19 protein-coding genes are annotated in these 23,837 nt (G+C 73.2%); 5 read left to right on the top strand and 14 right to left on the bottom strand.

Translation table 11 applies throughout. The features are described 5' to 3' along the window. Positions 1-39 precede the first annotated feature (39 nt). Both IF61_RS0129220 and IF61_RS0129215 read left to right on the top strand, forming a co-directional pair. Positions 40-942 carry an esterase/lipase family protein gene (locus IF61_RS0129220; protein WP_078660590.1) on the top strand — a complete coding sequence of 301 codons (903 nt, stop codon included), beginning with the start codon at positions 40-42 and terminating at the stop codon, positions 940-942. 44 nt (positions 943-986) lie between these two features. Further along, positions 987-1,502 carry a ribonuclease FAU-1 family protein gene (locus IF61_RS0129215; protein ID WP_052393170.1) on the top strand — a complete coding sequence of 172 codons (516 nt, stop codon included), beginning with the start codon at positions 987-989 and terminating at the stop codon, positions 1,500-1,502. Between the two features lie 249 nt (positions 1,503-1,751). Here the strand turns inward: IF61_RS0129215 and IF61_RS0129210 are convergent, their stop codons facing one another. Next, on the bottom strand, positions 1,752-2,072 hold the full coding sequence (locus tag IF61_RS0129210; protein WP_030369550.1) for a cupin domain-containing protein: 321 nt from the start codon (positions 2,070-2,072) through the stop codon (positions 1,752-1,754). Positions 2,073-2,379: 307 nt separating this feature from the next. Here IF61_RS0129210 and IF61_RS0129205 point away from each other — a divergent pair, with 307 nt between their 5' ends. After that, positions 2,380-3,279, top strand: a complete 900-nt coding sequence (locus IF61_RS0129205) for a terpene synthase family protein (RefSeq protein WP_157848712.1) — start codon at positions 2,380-2,382, stop codon at positions 3,277-3,279. On the opposite strand, the gene IF61_RS37275 is transcribed toward IF61_RS0129205, so the two are convergent. From IF61_RS37275 to IF61_RS0129185, 4 genes are all read right to left on the bottom strand, one after another. Then, positions 3,259-5,238 carry a dipeptide ABC transporter ATP-binding protein gene (locus tag IF61_RS37275; RefSeq protein WP_052393168.1) on the bottom strand — a complete coding sequence of 660 codons (1,980 nt, stop codon included), beginning with the start codon at positions 5,236-5,238 and terminating at the stop codon, positions 3,259-3,261. The two genes, IF61_RS0129205 and IF61_RS37275, sit on opposite strands and share 21 nt — an antisense overlap. Continuing rightward, complete coding sequence (locus IF61_RS0129195) at positions 5,235-6,227, bottom strand: ABC transporter permease (RefSeq protein ID WP_030369547.1); 993 nt, start codon at positions 6,225-6,227, stop codon at positions 5,235-5,237. Before IF61_RS0129195 ends, IF61_RS37275 begins: the two co-directional genes overlap by 4 nt. A 25-nt stretch (positions 6,228-6,252) precedes the next feature. Further along, positions 6,253-8,034: an ABC transporter substrate-binding protein gene (locus IF61_RS0129190; protein WP_052393166.1), complete on the bottom strand. Its 1,782-nt coding sequence runs from the start codon at positions 8,032-8,034 to the stop codon at positions 6,253-6,255. Positions 8,035-8,192: 158 nt separating this feature from the next. Next, positions 8,193-9,200, bottom strand: coding sequence for an ABC transporter permease (locus IF61_RS0129185; RefSeq protein ID WP_030369545.1), 1,008 nt, complete (start codon positions 9,198-9,200; stop codon positions 8,193-8,195). Positions 9,201-9,613: 413 nt separating this feature from the next. Between IF61_RS0129185 and IF61_RS0129180 the strand changes: the two genes are divergently transcribed. Continuing rightward, a complete protein-coding gene (locus tag IF61_RS0129180) occupies positions 9,614-10,075 on the top strand; it encodes a subtilase-type protease inhibitor (RefSeq protein ID WP_030369544.1) in 462 nt (153 codons plus the stop codon). A 164-nt stretch (positions 10,076-10,239) separates the two neighbouring features. On the opposite strand, the gene IF61_RS0129175 is transcribed toward IF61_RS0129180, so the two are convergent. The 7 genes from IF61_RS0129175 to IF61_RS0129145 form a co-directional block, all read right to left on the bottom strand. After that, positions 10,240-11,328 carry a S1 family peptidase gene (locus IF61_RS0129175; RefSeq protein WP_030369543.1) on the bottom strand — a complete coding sequence of 363 codons (1,089 nt, stop codon included), beginning with the start codon at positions 11,326-11,328 and terminating at the stop codon, positions 10,240-10,242. A 630-nt stretch (positions 11,329-11,958) separates the two neighbouring features. Then, the gene (locus tag IF61_RS0129170; protein ID WP_043191277.1) at positions 11,959-12,834 is read right to left on the bottom strand and encodes a slipin family protein; all 876 of its coding nucleotides are present in this window, start codon (positions 12,832-12,834) and stop codon (positions 11,959-11,961) included. A gap of 132 nt (positions 12,835-12,966) precedes the next feature. Beyond that, positions 12,967-13,857, bottom strand: coding sequence for a S1 family peptidase (locus IF61_RS0129165; protein WP_030369541.1), 891 nt, complete (start codon positions 13,855-13,857; stop codon positions 12,967-12,969). A gap of 588 nt (positions 13,858-14,445) precedes the next feature. Continuing rightward, positions 14,446-15,246, bottom strand: coding sequence for a DUF1684 domain-containing protein (locus tag IF61_RS0129160; RefSeq protein WP_030369540.1), 801 nt, complete (start codon positions 15,244-15,246; stop codon positions 14,446-14,448). Between the two features lie 5 nt (positions 15,247-15,251). Then, positions 15,252-16,652, bottom strand: a complete 1,401-nt coding sequence (locus IF61_RS0129155; RefSeq protein WP_030369539.1) for an NtaA/DmoA family FMN-dependent monooxygenase — start codon at positions 16,650-16,652, stop codon at positions 15,252-15,254. Continuing rightward, positions 16,649-17,677: an LLM class flavin-dependent oxidoreductase gene (locus tag IF61_RS0129150; protein WP_030369538.1), complete on the bottom strand. Its 1,029-nt coding sequence runs from the start codon at positions 17,675-17,677 to the stop codon at positions 16,649-16,651. Before IF61_RS0129150 ends, IF61_RS0129155 begins: the two co-directional genes overlap by 4 nt. 939 nt (positions 17,678-18,616) lie before the next feature. Next, a complete protein-coding gene (locus IF61_RS0129145) occupies positions 18,617-19,912 on the bottom strand; it encodes a DUF5685 family protein (RefSeq protein WP_211264951.1) in 1,296 nt (431 codons plus the stop codon). 286 nt (positions 19,913-20,198) lie between these two features. Between IF61_RS0129145 and IF61_RS0129140 the strand changes: the two genes are divergently transcribed. Then, positions 20,199-20,636 carry a cell division protein SepF gene (locus tag IF61_RS0129140; RefSeq protein WP_030369536.1) on the top strand — a complete coding sequence of 146 codons (438 nt, stop codon included), beginning with the start codon at positions 20,199-20,201 and terminating at the stop codon, positions 20,634-20,636. 36 nt (positions 20,637-20,672) lie between these two features. Here IF61_RS0129140 and IF61_RS0129135 read toward each other — a convergent pair whose 3' ends face one another. Both IF61_RS0129135 and IF61_RS0129130 read right to left on the bottom strand, forming a co-directional pair. Further along, complete coding sequence (locus tag IF61_RS0129135) at positions 20,673-21,842, bottom strand: acyl-CoA dehydrogenase family protein (protein ID WP_030369535.1); 1,170 nt, start codon at positions 21,840-21,842, stop codon at positions 20,673-20,675. Between the two features lie 188 nt (positions 21,843-22,030). After that, positions 22,031-23,677, bottom strand: coding sequence for an MFS transporter (locus IF61_RS0129130; RefSeq protein ID WP_052393164.1), 1,647 nt, complete (start codon positions 23,675-23,677; stop codon positions 22,031-22,033). Between the last annotated feature and the right edge of the window lie 160 nt (positions 23,678-23,837).

The following is a 23,837-nucleotide window of genomic DNA, read 5'->3' as shown; positions in this document are numbered from 1 at the left end:
CCGCCGTCGGTGACCACCCCCCACCAGCGAGGAGTTCATGTGAAGCTGTCCTGGAGACCCCTGCGCACCCTGCTCCCCGCGCTGGCCCTCGCCCTCTCGGCCGCCGCCCTCACCGCCCCCGAGGCAGCGGCCGCTTCGTCTCACGATGCCCGCCCGGCCGCCGCTGCCGGCACGTCCGTCAGCAGTGGCTGGAACGACTACTCCTGCAAGCCGTCGGCCGCCCATCCGCGCCCCGTCGTCCTCGTGCACGGCACCCTGGGCAACTCCGTGGACAACTGGCTCGTCCTCGCGCCCTACTTGAAGAACCGCGGCTACTGCGTCTTCTCCCTCGACTACGGCAAGCTGCCCGGCGTACCGCTCTTCTACGGTCTCGGCCCGATCGCGAAGTCGGCCGAGGAGCTCTCCGCGTACGTCGACAAGGTCCGCGACGCCACCGGTTCCGGCAAGGTGGACCTCGTCGGCCACTCCCAGGGCGGCGCGATGCCGCGCTACTACCTCAACTTCCTGGGCGGCAAGGACAAGGTGAACTCCCTCACCGGCATCGCCCCCAACAACCACGGCACGACGCTGTCGGGCCTGGTCACCCTGATGGACAAGATCCCCGGGGCCCGCAACGCGCTCGGCGGCCTGACCCCCGGTCTCACCGACCAGGCGATCGGCTCCGACTTCCTCAAGAAGATGAACTCCGTCCCCGACACCGTGCCGGGCGTCCGCTACACGGTCATCGCGACCAAGTACGACGAGGTCGTCACGCCGTACACCTCCGGCTACCTGACCGGTCCCGACGTGCGCAACGTCCTGCTCCAGAACCTCTGCGCCGTGGACTTCTCCGAGCACATCGCGATCGGCACCGTCGACCGCGTCGTCGCCCATGAGGTCACCAACGCCCTCGACCCGGCCAACGCGACGCCGACCACCTGCGCTTCGGCGGTGACCGGCTAAAACCTGTGGCCTCCGGCCCTGGCCATGGGGAACCCTCGAACCTCATGAGCACCGAGAGCACCTTGAGCACCACACTTGAGGCCGGCAGTGACGTAACGGTCACGCTGGTCAAGGAGTCCCGGTCCGGCATCGGCTACCCCGCGGTCGTCGTGCGCGACGACGGCACCCACGCCGTCGTCCGCGCCCCGTGGGCGGCCCCGGCGGACCGGGACTTCGGCTTCGTCCGCTTCGAGCGCGGCGACGTCTTCACCGAGCACTACTGGCGCGACCGCTGGCACGCCGTCAAGGAGGTGCGCGCCGCCGACGGCACCCTCAAGGGCTGGTACTGCGACATCACCCGCCCCGCCGAGATCGCCCCGGGCGCCGTCGTCTCCACCGACCTGGACCTCGACCTGTGGGTCCCGGCCGACGGCGCCACCGTGCTCCGCCTCGACGAGGACGAGTTCGAGGAGAGCGGCCTGGAGCGGCGCGACCCGGTCGCGGCGGCGAAGGCCCGCGCGGCCCTGGACGAGCTGGAGGAACTGGCGCGCGGCGGCGGGCTGACGGGCCTGCTGGGCTAGCGGTACGGGGAAGGGCCGGTCACCCGGCCGACCGGCCCCCGTGTCACGCAGGCGGCAGACGTCACCCGCCGCACTGGCACGGGCCACCGGACTGGCATCCGCAACTGCAGCCCGGACCACAGGTGCAATCGGTGCCGGGCGCCGCGACAGGCTCGTGAACAGTCATGGTCAACTGCCTCCTTCGACGCGAGTCGGGATTCCGCGGTCCAGCGAACACCCGGATCCTCGCGCGGGCAAGGCACGTTGTAGTCAAGCCGCGTCGGGACCGCCCTCCTCCAGCTCGACGATAACGAGCACGCCCCGGCTCCCGGGCCGGACCGCGTGCCGCACCCCCGCGGGGACGATGCGGAGCTCACCCGCCCCGATCGTCACCGCTTGGCCGTTGACGTCGAGTTCGAGCCGCCCGTCGAGGACGAGCAGCGCCTCCGGAGCGTCGTGGCTCTCCTCCTCCAGGGGCAGCTCACTCATGCGCAGCACCTTGAGACAGGCGGGCCCGACGCGGCCCAGCACGCGGGATCGCCACGCATCGGGGAGGGCGGCAGCGGTGTCGTTCAGATCGATCACTGTCATGACGCAGACGCTAGGTGACCTGCGGGGACGGTTGGTCGACCGTCGGGTAAAGGATCAGGCGGTGGGCGGAACGCCCCCGCAATCCCAGGGCTCCGCCTGCGGCGTCTACGCCAGCCCCGCCGGCCGGCGCGCCGCTGCCCGGCGCGTGAGGAGGGCCCGCGCGCCCAGTGGTGCACTGATGAGCCGTTGGCAAACGGGACAGGGCCATGGATCCCTTGCGGTGCCGGGTGGACGCTGTGACGTCAGCACCCCTTAGCACCGCTCAGCGCCCTCGTCCCCCGCCCGAACCTCGTCCTTGAGGAACGCCGTGCCCCCCGTGCCCCGTTTCCGGCCGCCGGTCGCCGAGCTCCCCGAGTCCGGTGCCGGGCGGGTCCGCCGGATCAGCCCGCACCTCGACGAAGCCGCCGCGTTCACCGACCGCTGGGTGCGGCGGACCGGGCTGATCCAGTCCTTCTCCGCACAGCGGCGCTTCCGCAGGGCGGGCTGCGCGGAATTCGCGGCGCGGGTGGCGCCGGAGGCCGAGTGCGGGCGGCTGCAGCGGGTCGCGGCCTGGCTGGTGTGGTTCCACGCCCTCGACGACCGGTTCCACCACCGGGAGGAGGAGAGTTCGTACGGGTACGACGCGCTGCCCGACTTCCTGCCGCCGGACGGCGGGCGCACGCCGCCGCCGCGGACCGCCCTGCAGCGGGCGCTCGCCGACGTCTGGCGGATGACCGCGCCCGCGATGTCGCCCGCGTGGCGCGCCCGGGTCACCGAGCGCTTCCGGGAGTGCGCCGCCGGGCGGCGGGCGTGGGACGGGCTCGCGCCCGGGTCCGTGCCCGACCTCGTCGAATACGCCTGCCGACACGAATTGGCGCCCCCTGTACGGGAACTGGCGTCCTTTCAGGCAGCCGCCGAAGCCACGACCGCGGTGCTCACCCGGGGCGGTGCCGACCGGGAAGCGCTCCGGAGCGCGCTGACCCGTCTCGAACACGAGGCGGCCTCCGCGGCCGTCGCCGCCTGGAGCCACGCGCTCTCCCTCTGGGCCGACGGCCACCTGGCGTGGGCCCTGCGCGAGGGGCCGGCCGGGGAGACCCGGCGGCTGCTCCTCGCCGACGACGTCACCGGCGTCCCGGTGGACCTGCTGCGTCCCCGGCGTCCCGCGCCACCGCCCGTCCCCTCCACGAGCGGCGGCGCGGGCACCGCCCTACATCGTGGCCGCGAGTAGCTCACGCGTGTAGGGGGCCTTCGGATCGTCGAAGACCTCGTCCCGCGGGCCGCTCTCGACCACGCTCCCGGCCCGCATCACCGCCACCCGGTCGCAGAAGTGCCGGACGACGGCGAGGTCGTGCGAGACGAACAGCAGGGACAGGCCCAGTTCGTCGCGGAGGTCCATGAGCAGGTTGAGCACCTGGGCCTGCACGGACACGTCCAGCGCCGACACGGGCTCGTCCGCGATGACCAGGCGCGGGCGGAGGGCCAGCGCGCGGGCTATGCCGATGCGCTGGCGCTGGCCTCCGGAGAACTCGTGCGGGTAGCGGTGCAGGTGCCCGGCCCGCAGGCCCACCTGTTCCAGCAACTCGGCGGCGCGGGCGCGGCGTTCCTCCCTGCCCTGGGTGGTGTGCACCCGCAGCGGCGTGGTGACGATCTCCTCGACCGTACGGCGCGGGTTGAGCGACGCGTACGGGTCCTGGAAGACCAGTTGTACGTCGCGGCTGAGCTCGCGGCGCAGGCGCGTGCCGGCCGCGGCGCGGGAGATGTCCCGGCCGTCGAACCGCACGTCCCCCGACGTGGGCCGCTGCAGTCCCGCGAGGACCCTCGCCGTGGTCGACTTCCCGGACCCGGACTCCCCCACGAGGCCGAGGGTCTCCCCCGGGCCGATGCGCAGGCTCACGCCGCGCACGGCTTGTACGGCGCCGCGGCGTCCGCCCCGGAGTCGCCGGCGGCCCCCGAAATCCACGTGGAGGTCGACGGCCTCGGCGAGGGGCACGCCAACGGGTGTCACCGCGGCGGGGGCCGGTCCGGCACCGCCGGACTCCGCCGCGGGACGACTCACCGTTGCGGCGGAGGGTTCTCGCCCGGCACCGGCAGATGCGCTTCCCTCCGCCGCAACGGCGCTCAGCCCCCGCGCCACTGCCCGGCGGTGCCCGGCCGGTGTCAGCTCGGCACCGCCGGACTCCACCGCGGAACGACTCACCGTCGCGGCGGACAGTTCGTGCCCGGCACCGGCAGATGCGCTTCCCTCCGCCGCAACGGCGCTCAGCCCCCGCGCCACTGCCCGGCGGTGCCCGGTCGGCCTCTGCCCCGCCCCGGCAGGCGCAGCCCCGCCCCTCAAGGCGAACGGCCCCGGGTCGTCGACCGTCGGCAAACGTGACCCCGGCACCGTGTTCAGCGTCGGTGCCGCGCCGATCAGGGCGCGCGTGTACGGGTGGGCCGCGTCGGTCAGGAGTTTGCGGGTGGGGCCCTCTTCCAGGCCCCGGCCGCCCCGCATGACGAGCATGCGGTCGCACGTCCCGGCGACGACGCCCACGTCGTGCGTGACGAGCAGCACCGCCGTGCCGCTCTCTTCCCGGAGTTCCGCGAGCAGTTCGAGGACCTGGCGCTGCACGCGCGCGTCCAGCGCCGTCGTCGGTTCGTCGGCGATCAGCACGTCCGGGCGGTTCACCAGCGCCATCGCGATCATCACCCGCTGCCGCATGCCGCCCGAGAACTGGTGCGGGTAGTCGCGGGCGCGGGCGGCCGGGATGCCGACCCGCTCCAGCATGGCCAGGGCCTTCTCCCGCGCGTCGGCCCGGCGGCGGCCGGCGCCCGCCCCCGCCGGGGCGTGCACCCGGTACGCCTCCGCCAGCTGCGCGCCCACCGTGTGGAAGGGCGAGAGTGCGGCCAGCGCGTCCTGGAAGACCATGGCGATCCGGGAGCCGCGCAGGCCTCGCACCGCGGACTCGGGCGCGCCCACCACCTCCTCGCCCCCGACCAGCACGCTCCCGCTCACCCGCGTGCGGGCCGGGTCGTGGAGCCCCATCGCCGCCAGCCCCACCGTGGACTTCCCCGAGCCCGACTCCCCCACCAGTCCCAGGACTTCACCGGGCGCCAAGGCGAAGGAGAGGCCTTCCACGGCGGTGGTCTCTGTACCGCCTCGTCCTTTGAAGGAGACCGTCAGGTCCCGTACGGACAGTGCCGGGGTCATGCGAGCCTCACCCTCGGGTCGAGCCAGGCCACCACCAGGTCGGCGAGGGCCACGAACACCACGACGAAGAACGCGGCGAGCAGCACCGTGCCGACGACCGTCGGCAGGTCGTTCTGGACGACGGAGTCGACGGCGAGCTTGCCGACGCCGCCGAGCCCGAAGACGGTCTCGGTGATGAACGCGCCGCCGAAGAGCGCCCCGGCCTCCAGCCCGAGCAGCTGGACGAGGGGCCCGGCGGCGCCGCGCGCCGTGTACTTCGCGTGGGCCCGCAGTGCGGTGAGCCCCTTGCCGCGGGCCGTCCGCACGTACGCCTCGTGCATCGTCTCCAGCGTCTGGGAGCGCGCGAGGCGGGCGAAGACGGCGGCGTTGACGAAGCCGAGGACAAGCCAGGGCAGGAGCAGCCCGGCGGCCCACGCGCCCGGCCCGTCGGCGAGGGGGACGTAGCCGGGCAGCGGCATCAGGCCGGTCGAGTAGACGAGCAGGTACTGCAGGGCGTAGCCGAGGAAGTAGATCTGCACGCTCGCGCCGACGAGGGTGAAGCCGGACAGCAGCCGGTCGGTGGCCGTGCCCCGGCGCAGTGCGGCGGTGAAGCCCGCGCCGGTGCCGAGGACGACGATCACCGCGAGCGCCCCGCCCGCCAGCGACAGCGTGACGGGGAAGCGGTCGCCGATGGCGTCGAGGACCGGCTGGTGGAGGGTGTAGGAGTAGCCGAGGCAGGGGGCGGCGCAGTCGATGGGACTGCCGTCGACGTCGCTGATGGTGCGGCCGGCGACGAGGCCGCGCAGGTAGTCGAGGTACTGGCCGGCGAGCGGCTGGTCGAGGCCCATGCTGTGGCGGACGGCCTCGACCTGTGCGGTGTCGCACTTGGGGCCGCAGGCGATGAGCGCGGGGTCGGAGGGGGCGGCGTAGAAGAGCCCGAAGGCGGCGGCGGTGATGGCGAGGAGCACCGCCGCGGCCTGCAGGGCCCGCCGCAGGAGGTAGCCGGTCATGTCGGATCAGGGCTTTCCTGGTGGGTCAGGACTTCTTCAGGTACAGGTCGGCCGCCGCGATGGAACCGTAGATCGGGTGGATCGCGGCGCCGCCGACGTTCGTCCCCCGGAACTGGGTGACACTGGTGTAGAGGAACGGCACGACCGGGACGTCCTTCATGACGGTCTCCTCCAGGGCGATGAGCGCGTCGGCCTTCTGCTGCGCGTCGCCGATGCCGGCGATGCGCTCCAGCTCCTTGTCCACCGCGGGGTTGGCGTAGCGGACGGGGTTGGCGAGGGCGTCGAGCTTGCTGTGGTAGCTGTCGGGCAGGAGCGTGGACGGGGTGGGCCAGTCGACGGAGTTGGTGGACAGCCACAGGTCGTAGGGGGCCGGTCCGCGGAAGACCTCGTTGGTGAACGCGGCCTTCTCCAGGGGCTTGGTGACGAGCTTGATGCCGGCCTTGGCGAAGGCGTCGACGAGGACCTGGGCGAGCCGGTCCTTCTCGGGGGCGTCGCTCTCGTACGCGTACGTGAGCGTGTCGACCTTGGTCCTGGCCTTCGCCAGGTGCTCCTTGGCCTTCTCGACGTCCCCGGCGGGCGCGACGGGGTAGAGGTCGTACTTCTTCCAGCCGACGACGGCGGGCGAGGAGAGCGTGGTGGCGAAGTCGCCGAGGCGCGGGCCGCCGAGGACCTGGCGGGCCTGCTCGCGCGGGAAGAGGTAGTGGATGGCCTTGCGGACCTCGGGGTCGGTGACGCGGCTGTTCTTGATGTAGAGGTCGCTGGTGTACGCGCCCTGGCTGCCCGGGACGAGGAGTTCCTTCTTCTTCGGGTCGCGCCGGGCCTCGGCGTACAGCTCCGGGGGGACCTCGCTCTTGGTGGAGAGCGTGTCGGGGCCGTCGCCGCGCCCGTTGAGGACCTCCTGCGCGGTGTTGAGGATCTTCTTGCCGAAGGTGAACTCGAAGCGGTCGGCGTACTGGTGGCGGACGGGGTCGGTCTCCGGCTTCCAGTGCGGGTTGCGCTCCAGGGTCAGGCTCCGGTTCTGCTTGTGCTCGGCGATCCGGTACGGGCCGGTGGCGAAGGGCCGGGTGTCGTAGCCGGTGCCGGTGTCCTTGTCCTTGCGGACGGGGGACGAGGAGGACTGGGCGGCCATGTAGGGCACGTCGGACTGCGGCTGCGGGAAGTGGAAGACGATCGTCTTAGCGTCGGGCGTCTCGATGGCGCCGAGGTCGCCGTGCTCGGGGCCGGCGTACTGCTCGACGGCGGCGGTGCGGTCCTCGGAGCCGGTGAGCCACTCGGGCCAGTAGGTGGGGCCGAGTTCGAAGCCGGGGGCGAAGGTGCGCTCGATGCCGTACTTGACGTGCTCGGAGGTGATGGGCTCGCCGTCCTCCCAGGCGATGCCGTCCTTGAGCTCGTACGTCCAGGTGCGGCCGCCGTCGGAGGACCGCCCGGTGTCGGTGGCGAGGTCGCCGACGAGCCTGGGCTTGCCGTCAACGACCTGATACTGGGTCAGCTGGCGGCCCCACAGCAGGGACGTGCTGTACGACTCGCCCGCGTAGATCTTCTGCGGGTCGAGGTGGCCGTAGTCGCCCGCGTTGGCGATACGGATCGTGCCGCCGGTCCGGGCACCCTCGACGGCGGGGGCCGGGCCCCGGCTGTCCTTGGCGGTGCCGAGGGTCGCGGTCAGCCGCTGACCGCTCTTGGCGGCGGCCTCGTCCTTCCCCTGGTTCCCGCCGCCCGTGCCGGCACCGGCCGAGCAGGAGCACATCAGCAGGGCGGCGGCGGTGGCGAGGGCCGGCAGGGCTGCGGTGCGCGTGCGAAAGCGGGGCATGACGAACTCCGTTGATCGGAAAGTGCGGAATCAGAGGACGGTTGGCGGACGGAGAGGGGCGCCCCGTAAGGGGCGCGGGCTGTGTCGATTTGCGGCTCCGCCGCGCGGGCGCGACCAGCCACGGACGACCCGCGGTCGGACTCGGCGCGCACGGAGCGCTAACGCGCGATCCGCGGATCGAGCGCGTCCCGGACCGCGTCCCCGAGGAGGTTGAACGCGAGGACGAAGACGAGGATCGCCACGCCCGGGAAGACCATGTAGGTCGGGTCGTCGTAGAAGACCTCGGAGCCGCGGGAGATCATGCGGCCCCAGTCGGGGATCGGCTCGTTGATGCCGACGCCGAGGAAGGACAGGGCGGCCTCGGCGGTGACGATGCCGGGGACGGCGAGCGTGACGTGCACGAGTACGGGCGCCCACACGTTGGGCAGCAGCTCGCGCAGCACGATGTGCCGGCGGCTCGCCCCGACGGCCCGCGCCGCCTCGACGAACTCCCGCTCGCGCAGGGCCCGTACGGACGTGCGCAGGACCATCGCGAGCGGCACCCAGCCGAAGGCCGAGAACACCAGGATGAGCGAGGTGAACTGCATCCAGGCGGGCTCGTTCTCGCCGGGATCCACGAAGCGGGTCCGGATCACCGGGCTGAGCGCGAGGAGAAGCAGAAGTGTCGGAAAACCGAGCAGTAGATTGCATACGAAAGTGAAGGCCCGGTCGGCGAGACCACCGAGATAGCCGACGGTCACGCCGAGGACGACGCCGGCCACGGCGATCACGGCGACGGAGGCGAGGGCCACCAGCAGCGAGGTCCGCATGCCGTACAGGAGCTGGGCGAGCACGTCGCGGCCGAGGCCGGGTTCGATGCCGAACCAGTGGTCGGCGGAGATGCCGCCGTCGGGCAGGACCGGAAGGCCCTCGGCGCTCAGCAGACCGGGCGTGTTCTGCCCGTAGTGGGACGTGGGGTCCTTTCCGTAGAGGGCCGTGACCAGGGGCGCGGCGGCCGCGAGCAGCGCACAGAGGACGACGACGGCGAGCGCGGCCATGCCCGTGCGGTCGCGGCGGAACGCGCGGCAGGCGGCGGCCAGGGGTCCGTGGGAGGTGGTGGCGGAGGGCCCTCGGGAGGGCGCTTCGAGGGTGTCCCGCGAGGGTCTCCCTGAGTGCTCTTCGGCCATTTGCTGCCGCGCTCCTGTATCGCTCCGGCCGCCGCTCGGTCACGTGGCGGGCCTCTTTTCGGCCGGTGTGCGGGGATCGCCCGATCCGGCGTGCGGATCATTAGATCCAACGAAATAGGCATCCGCAATCCATCTTTTTAAAGGCGAGTTGGATAATTCAACATTGATTACAAGGAATCTTTGCTGGTCAACATCCCCGTAACATTAAATCCCCGCAATCACCCCGAACCGGACACGGGGCGGAGTCCGACCCCTTCCATCGAGGCTCGTACGAGACCTGCATCACACAAAATCCGGCCACTACGGAGGGTTTTCAACCAGCGACTGAAAGTGTTCGATCCATGTGCGTTCACGCTCAACTTGGGTAAGACTTCCGTCCGTTATCTGCAGCCACGAGCAAGGGAGTGTTCGGAATGCGGTACATCACTGGGGGCATCGCGATGGGCGCCGCGCTCGCACTGGGCGGCGGCCTCCTGGCCGCCGGAACGACGACCGCGAGCGCCGCACCTGCACCTGCACCCGCACCTGCGATACAGACGCAGAGTCTGTACGCCTCCTCCGCACTGGTTCTGACCACCGGTCACGGTGCGAACTCCGCCGAGGCCTCGGTCGACCGCGCGGTGACGCTGACCTGCTTCCCCAAGGCGACCGGCACACACCCGGACGCGAAGAGTGCCTGCGCCGCGGTGCGGGCGGCCGGCGGTGACTTCGAGAAGCTCACCACCATCAAGTCCGGCACGGCCTGCACCAAGGAGTGGAACCCGATCGTCGTCACCGCCGACGGCGTCTGGGAAGGCAAGCGGATCCGCTTCGAGCGCACCTTCGGGAACCCGTGCGAGGCGAAGGCGGGCAAGGGCACGCTCTTCGAGTTCTGAACCCCCCGCGGGCCGGCCGAGCGCAGCTGAACAGGGCTGAACGCAGAGACCGGCCGAACAAGGGAACGGCCCCCGGACACCGTGGAGGTGTGTCCGGGGGCCGAGTCCTGCGGCCGGTCCGCGACCTGCCGTCCGTGACCTCAGGGGACGGCTCGGGGAATGCCTCAGGGAATGGTCGCGCCGAACGCGTCGAGGATCTCCTGGACCGGCTGGAAGTACGTCGTCGGCGCCGGGAACGGCATCGTGCAGCTCCCGCTGCCGCCGGACAGCACGCCCAGCGCCGTGGTCCCGGCGAAGAGGGGACCGCCGCTGTCACCGCCCTCCGCGCAGGCACTGGTCTCGATGAGCCCGGTGACCTGGCCCTCCTTGTAATTGACCGTGGCGTTGAGGGCGGTGACCTTGCCGGTCTTCAGCCCCGTCGAGGAGCCGCTGCGGCTGATGGCCTGGCCGACGGTCGCGGCACCGGCGCCGGTGATGGCCTGCAGGCCCGGGTTCACGGCGCTCGGGTGGTCGACGGCGCCGGTGGCGGGGTACGCGGCGATGGCGTAGTCCCGGCCGGGGAACTTCCAGGCCTCGGTCTTCGCGATCACGGCGCCGCCGTTCGACGCACGCCATTCGGGCTCGACCTTGCCGCAGTGCCCGGCCGTCACGAAGGCGTCGGGCTTGCCGGCCCGCTTCACGTTGAAGCCGAGCGAGCAGCGGTACTGCGAGCCCCAGATGCCGTCGCCCCCGGCGATGAACCGGGTGAGCTTCGTGGGGGACCTCTTGACCACCACCGCGCTGCCGAGCGACCGGGCCGTGTCCTTGATCCGCGCGAGGTCCGCCGCCGTGACCGTGGGGTCGGCGGTCAGGACCACCTTGTTGAGCCGCGGATCGGCCGCCCAGGCGGTGCCGGGGGTGGTGATGCGGGAGTCCAGCGTCGCGTGCGCGGAGTCCAGCTCGGCCTTCGAGTGCTCCACGACGCGGGGCGCGGCACCCGCCGCGCGGACCAGGCCGGCGGCCCGGCCGTCGGTGACGTCGACGACGAGCCTGCCGAGGGTGGAGTCGTAGTACGAACCGGCGGCGGCGCCCCCCAGAGCGGCGGCGAGCGTCCTGGCGAGGGAGGCGTCCGAGGCGGCGGACGGTGCGCGGGCGGGAGCGGCGGGCGACCCGGGCGAGGCGTCGGCCTGCTGTGGACTGAGGGTCACCGCCGCGAGGACGACGGCGGACGCGGCGGCGAGGGCGACGCGCACGGGAATCCATCTACGCTTCAACTCGGCACCTCCGGTGGGGGGTTGGGCCACGGAGAGGTGATTCGCCGGGCCCGGAGGACAACGGCACGGGCTCGCCGACGGCTTTACAGAGGGCGCGTCCATGCCAAGTTGGCTTGTCGAGTATCCCGGACCCGGGGAGGGCGCGCACAAGGCGGAATTCCCTTGGCGCGTGTTTCGCTGCGCGCGCTCCGGGCACGTGGCGGGCGCGGGCGCCCCGGAGTTCGCGCCCGGGGGCTACGCCGTTGGAGCTACGCCGAGGGGCGGCAACTGCCGCCCCCTCACTCCCGTCCGGGCCCGCCTGCCCGGCCGGGGCGGCGTGCCGTTCACCCGGGCGAGGAGCCCGGCCCTCTATCTCCGCCGCAACGGCGGGACGCCCCACGGCGTGGTCCGGCGGTGCCGGTCTGCCTGACACCGCCGGACCACGCCGTCGGGGTTGCGCGCCGCGGCGGCGGATTCAATCAAGGGTTCGGCCGAGCCGCTTACCCAGCCGGGGAGCCCGGCATTCTCCCTCCGCCGCACCGCCGCACTACGCCGTCGGGGTTGCGCGCCGCGGCGGATTCAAGAGCCCGGACGCCGGGCGGCCGGCGCTCGGCCAGGGGCGCCCCGCCCCGCCGTCCCCGTCGACGGCGATCACGTCTCCGTGGCCGGAGGGAGCTCCTCCGGAGGAGGAGGCACCGGCTTCTCCACCGCCGGCTTCTCCACCGCCGCCTTCTCCGCCCGCGGCGGATCCGGCGGCACCAGCCCCTGCTGCGCCGAGCGCTCCAGGAAGCGCAGGAGCTCCACCGGGAACGGCAGGACCAGCGTGGAGTTCTTCTCCGCCGCCACCGCCACCACCGTCTGCAGCAGCCGCAGCTGCAGCGCCGACGGCTGGTCGGCCATCGTGGCCGCCGCCTCGGCGAGCTTCTTCGACGCCAGCAGCTCCGCGTCCGCGTTGATCACACGGGCCCGCCGCTCGCGCTCCGCCTCCGCCTGCCGGGACATGGACCGCTTCATCGTCTCCGGCAGCGAGACGTCCTTGATCTCCACCCGGTCGATCTGCACGCCCCAGCCGATGGCGGGGCTGTCGAGCATGAGCTCCAGGCCCTGGTTCAGCTTCTCCCGGTTGGAGAGCAGGTCGTCGAGGTCGCTCTTGCCGATGATCGAACGCAGCGACGTCTGGGACATCTGCGAGACCGCGAAGCGGTAGTCCTCCACGGCGATCACGGCCTCGGCCGGGTCCACGACCTTGAAGTAGACGACCGCGTCCACGCGGACGGTGACGTTGTCGCGGGTGATGCCCTCCTGGGCGGGCACGGGCATCGTCACGATCTGCATGTTCACCTTACGCAGCCGGTCGACGCCCGGGATGATCATGGTGAATCCCGGCGGGCGGACCCCGGGCAGGAGCCGCCCGAGCCGCAGCACCACGCCGCGCTCGTACTGCTTGACCACGCGGGCCGCCGCCATGGCGTAGACCGCCCCGGCGGACGCGACGCCCACGACTGCCACCACCAGATCCTCGACCATGGGAGGCCCCCTGCCGTACATCTCAGGTGTTATGTCCACGGTATGCCCGTATCGGGCACATGGTCGAGCCCCCGGCCCGGCGTACGGACCGGGGGCTCGTGCGCGCTGCCGGCAGGGGGCGGCCGGGCGCCGTCAGCCGATGGTCACGCCGTAGGCCTTCAGCGCCGGTCCGACGGGCTGGAAGAACGTCGTCCCGCCGGAGCTGCAGTTCCCGCTGCCGCCGGAGGTGAGGCCGAGCGCGGTGGACCCGGCGAACAGGGCGCCGCCGCTGTCTCCGGGCTCGGCGCACACATTGGTCTTGATCAGGCCGCGGACGACCTTGCCGTTGCCGTAGTTGACGGTGGCGTTGAGGCCGGTGACCTTGCCGCCGTGCACGCCGGTCGTGGAGCCGCTGCGCTGGACGGCCTGGCCGACGCTCGCGTTGCCCGCGGCGGTGATCCGCTGGGTGCGGCCGTTGTAGAGGTTGACCTCGCTGGGGTGCGGGAGGGAGCCGTTGGTGTACTGCACGATGCCGTAGTCGTTGCCCGGGAAGCTGGTTCCGGTGGTGGGGCCGATGCTGGTGGTGTGCCCGGAGTTGGTGTAGTACGGCGGCTTGCCCTCAGTGCAGTGGCCCGCGGTGAGGAAGTAGGCGGTGTTGCCTTTGCGCACGTTGAAGCCGAGCGAGCAGCGCCAGTTCGGAGCGTAGATCGCGTCGCCGCCGCCGAGGTAGGGGCGGAGGACGCCGGCGGTCCGCTCGATGCGTATCGCGTCGGCGCCGGGGCCGGCCTGCTGCCTGATTCTGGCGAGGGCGGCGTCGGGGACGGTGGAGTCGGCGGTGACCACGAGGGCGCCGCTGTCCTGGTCAACGGCCCAGGCGGTGCCTGCGACGTCCGCGGACTGCACGGCGGCACCGGCGGCGGCGAGCCGGGCGGCGGAGCCGGTGGAGCCGGCGGCGGGTTCGGCGTGGGCGGTGGTGCCGATGAACGCCGCTGCGGCGGCGAGGGTGGAGGCGAGGGCGACGCGGGTCGCCGTGTTGATCCTCACGTGGTTCCTCCCGAGTGGGGTCGGTAGGTGAGGCGCAGCCGGTACGGGCACGCGGGATTCCGTTTTCGCCGTGCCCCTGACAAGCGCTTCTCGGGAGTATTCGGGCCACGCGACGCCGCTCGCAAGAGCCGCTTTCGGCCGGGACCCCTCGCGGGGGGGGATGGACACGACGCGGGGTGCGGGCCCCTCGCGGGGTGCGGTGGGCACTTATACGGGTGCCCCGACGCCCCCTGACGGCAAGCCCGTCCGGGCAGGGGCAGCCCGGTGTTCGGCACCGCCGGTCTCCGCCGTACGGGTTGCTCGCCGTCGCGGCGGATTCACCCTTCCTGACGGCAAGCCCGTCCGGGCGGGGGCCAGCCCGACGCCCGGCACCGCCGGTCTCCGCCGTACGGGTTGCTCGCCGTCGCGGCGGATCCTCCTTGCCTGACGGCGAACCCGTTCGCACGCCGTCGCGGCGGAAAGACTTGCCCCAGCGGCAGGAGCCACCCGCCGGGCGCCCGGGCCGGACCCTCCGCCGCAGCGGCGTGCAATCACCACGGCGGAGACCGGCGGTGCCCGACCGCCGCAAGCGGAAAGGGACTCCGTGGACTACCCCCGCACGACGTCCCGTTCGCCCGCCGGTACGGGGACCGTGAGCGTGTTGCCCGGGGGCGGGAACGGGCAGATGAAGTGGTCGGCGAAAGCGCACGGCGGCAACAGCGCACGGTTGAAGTCGAGCGTCACCCGCCCGTCGACGCCCGGCGCCGGCGCGCGCAGGAAGCGGAAGCGGTAGCTCGACGTGCCGCTCGTCGCGTCGGCGAACACCGCCCACAGCGTCCCGTCCACCTCCAGCGCGGCCTGCAGCGTGTGTTCGGCTCCGGCGACCGTGAACGCGAGCTCGCCGTCCAGGCCCAGCCCCCGTTCCCGCCCGTCCGCGTTCGCGACGCTCACCCGCCGGCTGCTGCCGTACGGGCGGAAGACGCCGTCCAGCTCCCACTCCGCGGCGTGGTCGAAGACGTCGATCCCGGCGAACTCCCGCCGCCCGGCCGAGCCGGGGTCGAAGACGCGCACCGCCCACAGCCCCTCGCGCCGTATCACCACGAGTTTGCGTCCCCCGTACGAGACGCGGGCCGCGGCCGCGGGGCCCTTGTCGGGGCGGAGCCGGACCACGCCGTCCAGCGGCCGTCCGTCCAGGGTGAGTCCGTCGACGGCCGCGGCGGTCAGCCGTACCGCGTCCTCTTCCTCGGCCCACTGCCCGGGAATGGCGGGAATGCGCCCCTCGGGGGCGTCGGCGAGCCAGTGCGTGCCCGTCAGGGCGAGGGGTCCGTACGGTGCCGAGACCGTCTCCGTGCGCTCTTCGCGCCACGCCTTCCACTGCTGTCGTGCGTCGCGCGCCGTGTCCGTGCTCATGACCGTCAACCCTTCCATACGGGCAGCGGCAACCCGAGGTGCTCGCGGAGCGTCGCGCCCGCGTATTCCGTTCGGAACGCGCCACGTTCCTGGAGCAGCGGCACGACGCGGTCGACGAAGTCGTCCAGCCCGCCGGGGGTGTGGTGCGGGAGGAGGACGAAGCCGTCGGCGGCTCCGGCGGTGACGAAGCCGTCCATCTGGGCGGCGACGGACGAGGGGGTGCCGATGAAGGTCTGCCGCCCGGCCGTCTCGATCACGGTCTGCCGGATGGACAGCCCCTTGGCCTCGGCCACGGCCCGCCAGCGCGCGGCGACGGCGAGGGGGTCGGCGACCGGGGCCCGTCCCGGGGCGGCTTCTCCGGCGGGGTCCGGGTCGATGCCGGGCAGCGGCCCGTCGGGGTCGTAGCCGGACAGGTCCCGGCCCCACACCCGTTCCAGGGCGAACAGCGCGCCCTGCGGCGACACCTGCTGTTTGCGGATCTCGGCGGCGTTCTCCTGGGCCTCGGCGTCGGTGTCCCCGAGCGCGAACGTCACGCCCGGCATGATCTTCAGGTCTTCGGGCCGCCGCCCGTACGCGGCGAGCCGCCGTCCGACGTCGGCGCGGAGGGCTTGCCCGGCCTCCGGCGTCCCGGGCGGCCCGGCGAAGAACACGTCGGCGGCGGAGGCCGCGGACTCCCGTTCCTCCTCGGAGTCCCCGGCCTGGATGACCACCGGGTGCCCCTGCGGGCTGCGGGCCACGTCGAACGTGCCGGAGACCGAGAAGTGGCGCCCGTGGTGGGCGAAGGGCCGCGGCACTCCTCCGGGTGTCCACGAGTCCCACAGTTCGCGCGCGGTGACGACGAACTCTGCGGCGCGCGCGAAGCACTCGGGCCGGTCGAGGTGGGCGGCGCCGGGCCGGAAGTTCTCGGCGGCGAAGGCATCGGAGGAGGAGGCGACCACGTTCCAGGCGGCGCGCCCGTCGCTGAGGTGGTCCAGGGAGGCGAGCCGGCGGGCCAGTTCGTAGGGCTCGTGGAACGTGGTGTCGGCGGTGGCGGCCAGGCCGATCCGGTCGGTGACGCCGGCCAGGGCGCTGAGCAGGGTGATCGGTTCGGGGCGGCCGACGGCGTCCAGGTCGTGGATCCGGCCCTTGTGCTCGGGCAGCCGCAGCCCTTCGGCGAGGAGTAAGAAGTCGAAGAGGCCGCGTTCGGCGGTGGCGGCGAGGTGCCGGAAGGACGAGAAGTCGGTGTGGCTGCCGGAACAAGGGGAGCGGCGCGCCGGGGGTCCCCCCGGACGGAGTTCGGGGGAGCCTTTGGCAGGGGTGGTGGCGGGGCCGGCGGGCGGGAGGGCCCACACGGTCGTGTTGCCGGCGCCGGGGGCGTGCACGGCCAGGTGCATCTGCTTGCGCTGCCGCGCCCTGGGGTCGGTCATGCGGTCCTCCTCGCGGTGGTGTGGCGGTTGGCGGGGCGCGGCAGGCAGAGGTGCTCGCGGAGCGTGCCGCCGGGGTAGAAGGAGCGGAGCAGGCCCCGGTGCTGGAGTACGGGCACGGTGCCGTCGACCAGCAGCGCAAGGTCCCGGTCGGGGTCCCGGGGCCGGAAGTGGAAGCCGTCGACGACGCCGTCCGCCCACCAGGAGCCGGCCAGGTCGGCCAGGGCGACGGCGTCGGCGGCCGCGTACAGGGCGACGGGCAGGGAGGCGAGGACGACGACGCGTCCAGGGTCGCGGCCCAGTGCGCGCAGCCGGGCGTGCAGGTCGGCGCGGGCGGCGCGGACCGCGCCGGGCGCGGGTGTGGGGCCGGTGCGGAGGTAGACGACGTCGGCGTGGCGGGCGGCGGCCGCGCGCGCCGGCAGGTGGGTGCCGTCGACGGCGGTGACCGGACGGCCCTGCGGGGGGCGGGGCACGGCGGAGGGTCCGCGGACGGACCAGCCGGGGCCTTCGGCGTCGACGTGGTGCAGCTTGTCGCGGTCGATGAAGCGGCCGGTGGCGGCGTCGCGGATCTCGGCGTCGTCCTCCCAGCTGTCCCAGAGCCGGGCGGCGGCGCCGGCGACCGCGGCGGCCTCGTGCCACAGCGCGTCGGCGGGGGCCGGGGCGCGCCGGCCGAAGTGGCGGGCCTCGGCCTCGGTGGCGGACACCTCGGCGGTCCAGCCTGCGCGGCCGTTGCTCACCCGGTCGAGGGTGGAGACGGCGTCGGCGACGCGGAACGGCTCGGTATGGGTGGTGGTGACGGTGGGCACGAGGCCGATCCGGTCGGTGGCGGGGGCGACGCGGGCGAGGACGGCGAGGGCGTCGAGGCGGCTCGCGCCGCGCCGGGGCGGGCCGAGGGTGTCGCCGAGGGTGACGAAGTCCAGCCTGCCGCGCTCGGCGAGGCGCGCGGCCCGGACGTAGGACTCGGCGTCGCGGACGCCGGGGCGGTCGATGCTCACGGCCAGGTGCAGGGGCCGGATGGGTGCGGACATGGCATTCCCTGGGGGTGTGGGGAGCACGAACGGGCTGGCCGCCCGATCGGTTGCGCGAGGGCCGGCCGCCCGATCGGTTGCGCGAACGGGCACGGCCGGCTCGGGGTGCGGGCGGCTCGGAGGGGAGCCGGAGCCGGCGGCGGTCGGGGCACGGCGGGTCCTCGGCGGTGCCCGACGGCCTGATCCCGGCCTGGCACCGCCGGACACCACCGGCCCGGTTGCTCGCCGCTGCGGCAGAAGAATCGTGCCGGGCCCAGCGGCGTTGCCGAGCCGGCGCTCCCCCGCCGCCGCGACGGCGAGACACTCCCACGGCGGTGACCGGCGGTGCCCACGGGCGGGAGGGACCGCGCACGGAAGGCGCGCTCGGCAGGGCGGGCGAAGGACACGGCGGCGGCGTTGACGGCGATGCGTCCGAGGAGGCCGGCGCCGGTGACGGCGAAGGAGGGCATGCAAAGGCTCCGTGCATACGGGGGCGGCGCCTTCACAACGGACGCGGCGGCCGCGTCGGGCGCGGCGCATCCGGCCGCGCCCCTCAGCACGGCCGAACTCCGAGGCTATTCCGGTGCCTTGGCCAACTGTCAAGCCTGTCCGCCGACAGGTCCACATCCTGGACAAGCCATCTCAGGACGGTTGACGGAGAAACGGATGACTGTTCCACTTGGCCCATGCACTCAGGGCAACAGCTCGTCACCCGGAACCACATCGACTTCGGCCGGGTGTGGTCCACGTCGTGTCCCGGCTCCCCTGCACCCCTTCCGGGCGACTCCTGTTGCCAGGGCTGACCGCGCCGACCGCGAAGCCCCATCACATCGGTTAAGCCTTCACACAGTTACGCCTTCACATCAGCGGCACGCATGCGCCGCCCCTCCCCTCGCACACGTACACGCACACGTACACGTACACGCACACCCTCGCGCTACCGCGCACCCGCACGCCCACTCAACAGCCGCAGTCACAACCGCCGCAGTCGCAGCAATCACAGCTCTCGCAACAGTCACAGCAGTTGCAGCAATCGCCGCAGCCGCTGCAATCGCAGTCGCCACAGTCGCATTTGTGGCACCAGCCTTCCCGCTGCCTTCCGTCCCACGGGTCGAAGTACGGGTCCCGGCAGCAGACCTGGCACGTGCAGAAAAGCGTGGCCCACACGGCACAGCCGGCTATGAGCCCGCGCCGCCGGCCGCGCCGCGGCGGCTCGGGCGGCGCGCCGGGAGGCATGTGCCCAGGCGGCCTCTGGTCCGGCGGCATGACGGGCGGCGGCCCGAACGCGCCCTGCGGCGAACCGTCCTGGGGCCCGGCCGCCGCGGCCTGCCCGGCCCCTCCGGCCTGCCCGGCCGCTCCCGCATGCCCGGCGTGTCCGCAGCCCGCCGTACCGAACGCCCGGTCGACGGCGCGCTCCAGTTCGTGCGCGAGGAGCACGTGCGCCAGCCTGCTCTGGCTCTTGCTCGCGAAGTCGACTTCGCGCAGCGCCAGGCGGACGCCGTGCACCGCGTCGTCGCACAGCCTGCGCACCTCGGCGAGCTCGGTGCCCGTCGCGGCGACCGGGTTCCACGCGCCGCTCTCCGCGTCCTCCGCCAGGTCCTCGACGGCGTCCAGCAGGTGGGCCAGCCGCCCGAAGAGCCGGCCCGCCTCCTCCAAGGGCGCCTTGTTGCCGGGCCGTCCGGCGAGGACGGCGGTGTAGCCGAAGGCCGCGGCGGTGGCCGTCTCGGTGGGTTCGGTCACCGTCAGCAGCGACGTCCCCGTACCGGCCAGCGCCTCGATGCCGGCCTGCCGTTCGACCGCGTCGACCAGCACCGCGGTGTCGAACCCGAGGTCGGCTCCCGTACGGGCTCCGGCGCGGTCCCACTTGGCGGCCACGCGGCGCGCCGCCGCGGCGACCGGGCGGCGCGCCAACACGCCGTCGCCGTCGGCGACATGGTCGCGCATCTTCGCCGACGCCAGCACCAGCGAGACCGAAGCGGCGAGCCGCGCGCCCTCACCCTTGGCCACGGAAGCGGTGCGCATGCCGCGCAGCGGGCACGGGCCCGCCGTGCGCCGCCAGGAGTTGGCGCCCTCGTCCGCCGGCGACTGGGCCTCCACCAGGACCGAGATGACCAGACCGTCGTAGTTGGTGGCCGCGCGTGCGAACTGTCCGTGGTCGCCGCGCAGCGCGAGGCACAGTCCGCACAGATGCGCCATCCATTCCGTGCGCATGGCCTCTGACAACCTGTGCCGGCATGGCCTTATGATCCCGAACAAAACCCAGCCCCCGTGTGTGGCGTGAATGGACCCGGGCATCCTAATCACCTGACCACCCGACCCGACCGGGGCCCGCACCCCGCCCCCGAAACGCCCGCCGTAACCGCATATGCCCAGGTCCAGGGCGCAAGAGGGGGCCTACGGGGTTTCTGACGCACCGCCACCCGGTTTGCACCAGATGCGTCACGAAATGCTCGTCCGGCGGCCATCCGCTTGGCACACCATCCGCATCATGGACGACGATAGGGATGCGGGCGGAACACACCGCGTGTGAGAGGAGGCGTTCATGGGATCGGTGCGCAAGGCGAGTGCCTGGCTCGGCCTCGTCGACGACAGCGATGACGAGCGCTACTACGACGACGACTACGCCGAAGGACCCGAGCCCGGCGACGCCTGGGTCACCAACCCCAAGGTGCGCGTGGCGGACGAGGCCGCGCAGGAGCAGGGCACGCGCATCGCCACCGTCACCCCGGACGGCTTCCGCGACGCCCGGGGCATCGGCGAGCTCTTCCGCGAGGGGGTGCCCGTGATCGTCAACCTCACGGGCATGGAGCCCAACGACGCCAAGCGCGTCGTGGACTTCGCGGCCGGGCTGACGTTCGGGCTGCGCGGCTCCATCGAGCGCGTGGCCAACCGGGTCTTCCTGCTGACCCCCGCCGACTACAAGGTGGTCAGCGGGGAGCCGGTGGGGCGGGCGAACGGCGGCTTCTACAACCAGAGCTGAGGTGCGCGGCGCAGGCCGCGCACCCCGGGCGAGGGCTTACCGGAACGCGTCGAGACCGGTGAGCGCCTTGCCCAGCACCAACTGGTGCATCTCCACCGTCCCCTCGTACGTCAGCACGGACTCCAGGTTCGTGGCGTGCCTCATCACCGGGTACTCCAGCGAGATCCCGTTCGCGCCGAGGACCGTCCGCGCCGTCCGGCAGATCTCGATCGCCTCCCGCACGTTGTTGAGCTTGCCGAAGCTCACCTGTTCCGGCCGCAGCGTCCCCGCGTCCATCCGCCGCCCCAGGTGGTGGGCCAGCAGGATCCCCTTGTGCAGCTCCACCGCCATGTCGGCCAGCTTGGCCTGGGTGAGCTGGAAGGCGCCGATCGGCTTCCCGAACTGCTCGCGCGTCCGCGCGTAGTCGAGCGCGGTCTCGAAGCTCGTGCGCGCCGCGCCCATCGAGCCCCAGACGATGCCGTAGCGGGCGTGGCTCAGGCAGCTCAGCGGGCCGCGCAGGCCGGTGGCCTCCGGCAGCACGGCGTCCGCGGGCAGCCGCACCTCGTCCAGGACCAGCTCGCTGGTGACCGAGGCGCGCAGCGACCACTTGTGCCGGATCTCCGGCGCGGACAAGCCGGGGCGGTCGGTGGGCACGACGAAGCCCCGGATGCCGCCGTCGGTCTGCGCCCAGACCACGGCGACGCCGGCGACCGACCCGTTGGTGATCCACATCTTGCGGCCGGTCAGCACCCAGTCGCCGCCGGCGTCGCGCTTGGCGTACGTGCGCATGCCCGCGGGGTCCGAACCGTGGTCGGGCTCGGTCAGGCCGAAGCAGCCGATGGTCTCGCCCGCCGCCATCGCCGGCAGCCACTGCTGCTTCTGCTCCTCGGAGCCGAAGCGGTGGATCGCGTACATCGCGAGGGAGCCCTGCACGGAGACCAGGGAGCGGATGCCGGAGTCGGCGGCCTCCAGCTCCAGGCAGGCCAGGCCGTACTGCACGGCGCTCGCGCCCGCGCAGCCGTAGCCGCGGAGCTGCATGCCGAGGGCGCCGATCGCGCCGAGCTCGCGGGCGAGCTCCCGGACGACGGGGAGTTCGCCGGACTCGTACCACTGCGCGATGTGCGGGAGGACGCGGTCGGCGGCCCACTGCCTGACGGTGTCCCGGACGGCGCGGTCCTCGTCGGTGAGGAGGTCGTCGATGCCGAGGGGGTCATGCGGGTCGAACACGGGTGCCTCCGGCGGGGTGCGGGCGAATGAGTGATCGCTTTCGCTTCGCCAGCACGCTACGGCCGGGTAACCGGCCGAGTCCAGAGCGGGCCGGGGGTGGATCCGGCACCGCCGGACACCATCACGTCGGCTGATCGCCGGTTGCGGCGGGGCATTTCCTCCCGCCGCGACGGCGAGCAACCCTCCCCCTACCTCACCGGCGGTGCCGCACCCTCCTCGGCCACCGACGGGGACACGGCCGCCTCACAATCCATCGCCCGCGGCAACCGCAACGCCGCCACCGCCCCCACCAGCAGCAGACACACGCTCAGCGCCAGCGTCACATGCAACCCGTGCACGAACGCATCGCGCGCGGCGACCCGCAGCGCGGCCCCCGCCGGTCCCCCCAGCCGGGAGGCGACGTCGTAGGCCTCGCCGAGGGAGTGGCTCGCGGAGGCGCCGGCCGCGCTCGGGACGCCGGGGACGGAGGCGACGCCCGGCGCGTAGGCGGCGTTCATGACGCTGCCCAGCAGGGCGATGCCGATGCCCGCACCGAGCTGGTACGAGGTCTCGCCGATCGCCGCGGCGCCGCCCGCGGACTCCGCGGGCGCCTCGCTGAGCATCGACTCGTAGGCGCCGAAGAGCGTGGTCTCCAGGCCGAAGCCGAGCAGGACGAAGCAGCCGAAGAGCACTTCGGGCCGGTCGTGGAGGCCCATGGCGGTCAGCGAGGCGACGGCCGCGGCGGTCAGCAGGAAGCCGAGGGCGACCATCGCGCGGGGGCCGAGCCACTGCAGCACGCGCGAGCCGACGAGCCCCGCGGCCATCGCGGCGAGCGTGAGCGGCAGCAGCCGCAGCCCGGTCTCCAGCGGGGTGAGCCCGAGGACGAGCTGGAGGTACTGCGCGGCGATCAGTTCCAGGCCGACGAGCGCGAGCATGGCGAGCACGATGCACCCGACGGACGTCCCGAAGGCGGGCCGGGAGAACATCCGCAGGTCGACGAGCGGGTGGGTGCGCCGCCGCTGCCGGCGGACGAAGAGGACGAGCAGGGCCGCCCCGACCGCGCCGGGGACGACCGCGCCGAGCGAGAGCGCCTCGCCCGTGCCGGCCCGCTTCACGCCGAGGACGAGCCCGAACAGCCCGAACGCGGCCATCAGCGCGCCGGTCACGTCCCACGGCCCGTCGCGGGGCCCGGTCGACTCGGGCAGCAGCCACCGTCCCACCGGCAGGGCCGCGGCCATCAGCGGGATGTTGATGAGGAAGACCGATCCCCACCAGAAGTGTTCGAGGAGGAAGCCGCCGAGCAGCGGCCCGACGGCGGCGCCCACCGCCGCGACCGCGCTCCACACGCCGACGGCGAGGGCCCGCTCGCGCCGGTCGGGGAAGACCTGGCGGAGGATGGACAGCGTCGCCGGCATGATCATCGCGCCGCCGGCGCCGAGCAGCGCGCGGGCTCCGACGAGCACTTCCGGGGTGGGGGCGAAGGCGGCGAGCGCGGAGGCGGCGCCGAAGAGCCCGTAGCCGAGGAGCAGCACCCGGCGGCGGCCGACGCGGTCGCCGAGGGTGCCGAAGAGGATGAGCAGCGAGGCGCAGACGAGCGGGTAGACGTCGACGATCCAGAGCAGCTGGATCGCGCCGGGCCGCAGGTCCTCGGTGACGGCCGGGACGGCGACGTGCAGGACGGTCGCGTCGACGGCGACGAGGAGCAGGCTGACGCAGAGGACGACGAGGACGGTCCAGCGGCTCACCCCGGCTCCGGCTCCGGGCTCGTACGGCGGCCGCTGCCGCTGTCCGCGCCGGTACCGCTGCCGGGGGACGCCGTCAGCCCGCGGCGGGCCGGCCGTGGTCGTCCCGGACATTCACACCTCCGTGTCATGCGCTCGCCGCGCCCGCGGGTCCCGGGGACTGTGGACCGCGCGGCGTCGTCGGCGAGTGACTCGACAGCGTACGCGAGTCCCGGGCACGGATCCGTGTGCTCCGTCACCGTCCGGGCCGATCGTGGAGGCGCTCCGCTCATGC

The sequence above is a fragment of the Streptomyces roseoverticillatus genome (genome assembly GCF_000719265.1).
Classification (GTDB): domain Bacteria; phylum Actinomycetota; class Actinomycetes; order Streptomycetales; family Streptomycetaceae; genus Streptomyces; species Streptomyces roseoverticillatus.
Note: the sequence above shows the minus strand (reverse complement) of the source record. Positions and strands in the feature narration are given on the sequence as shown.

Coding starts and splice junctions, on each gene's coding strand:
- IF61_RS0129190 (WP_052393166.1), bottom strand. CDS start 8,034: ATGCCCCGCTTTCGCACGCGCACCGCAGCCCTGCCGGCCCTCGCCACC.
- IF61_RS37275 (WP_052393168.1), bottom strand. CDS start 5,238: ATGACCCCGGCACTGTCCGTACGGGACCTGACGGTCTCCTTCAAAGGA.
- IF61_RS0129150 (WP_030369538.1), bottom strand. CDS start 17,677: ATGTCCGCACCCATCCGGCCCCTGCACCTGGCCGTGAGCATCGACCGC.
- IF61_RS0129160 (WP_030369540.1), bottom strand. CDS start 15,246: ATGAGCACGGACACGGCGCGCGACGCACGACAGCAGTGGAAGGCGTGG.
- IF61_RS0129180 (WP_030369544.1), top strand. CDS start 9,614: ATGCGGTACATCACTGGGGGCATCGCGATGGGCGCCGCGCTCGCACTG.
- IF61_RS0129155 (WP_030369539.1), bottom strand. CDS start 16,652: ATGACCGACCCCAGGGCGCGGCAGCGCAAGCAGATGCACCTGGCCGTG.
- IF61_RS0129185 (WP_030369545.1), bottom strand. CDS start 9,200: ATGGCCGAAGAGCACTCAGGGAGACCCTCGCGGGACACCCTCGAAGCG.
- IF61_RS0129195 (WP_030369547.1), bottom strand. CDS start 6,227: ATGACCGGCTACCTCCTGCGGCGGGCCCTGCAGGCCGCGGCGGTGCTC.
- IF61_RS0129130 (WP_052393164.1), bottom strand. CDS start 23,677: ATGTCCGGGACGACCACGGCCGGCCCGCCGCGGGCTGACGGCGTCCCC.
- IF61_RS0129210 (WP_030369550.1), bottom strand. CDS start 2,072: ATGACAGTGATCGATCTGAACGACACCGCTGCCGCCCTCCCCGATGCG.
- IF61_RS0129215 (WP_052393170.1), top strand. CDS start 987: ATGAGCACCGAGAGCACCTTGAGCACCACACTTGAGGCCGGCAGTGAC.
- IF61_RS0129140 (WP_030369536.1), top strand. CDS start 20,199: ATGGGATCGGTGCGCAAGGCGAGTGCCTGGCTCGGCCTCGTCGACGAC.
- IF61_RS0129170 (WP_043191277.1), bottom strand. CDS start 12,834: ATGGTCGAGGATCTGGTGGTGGCAGTCGTGGGCGTCGCGTCCGCCGGG.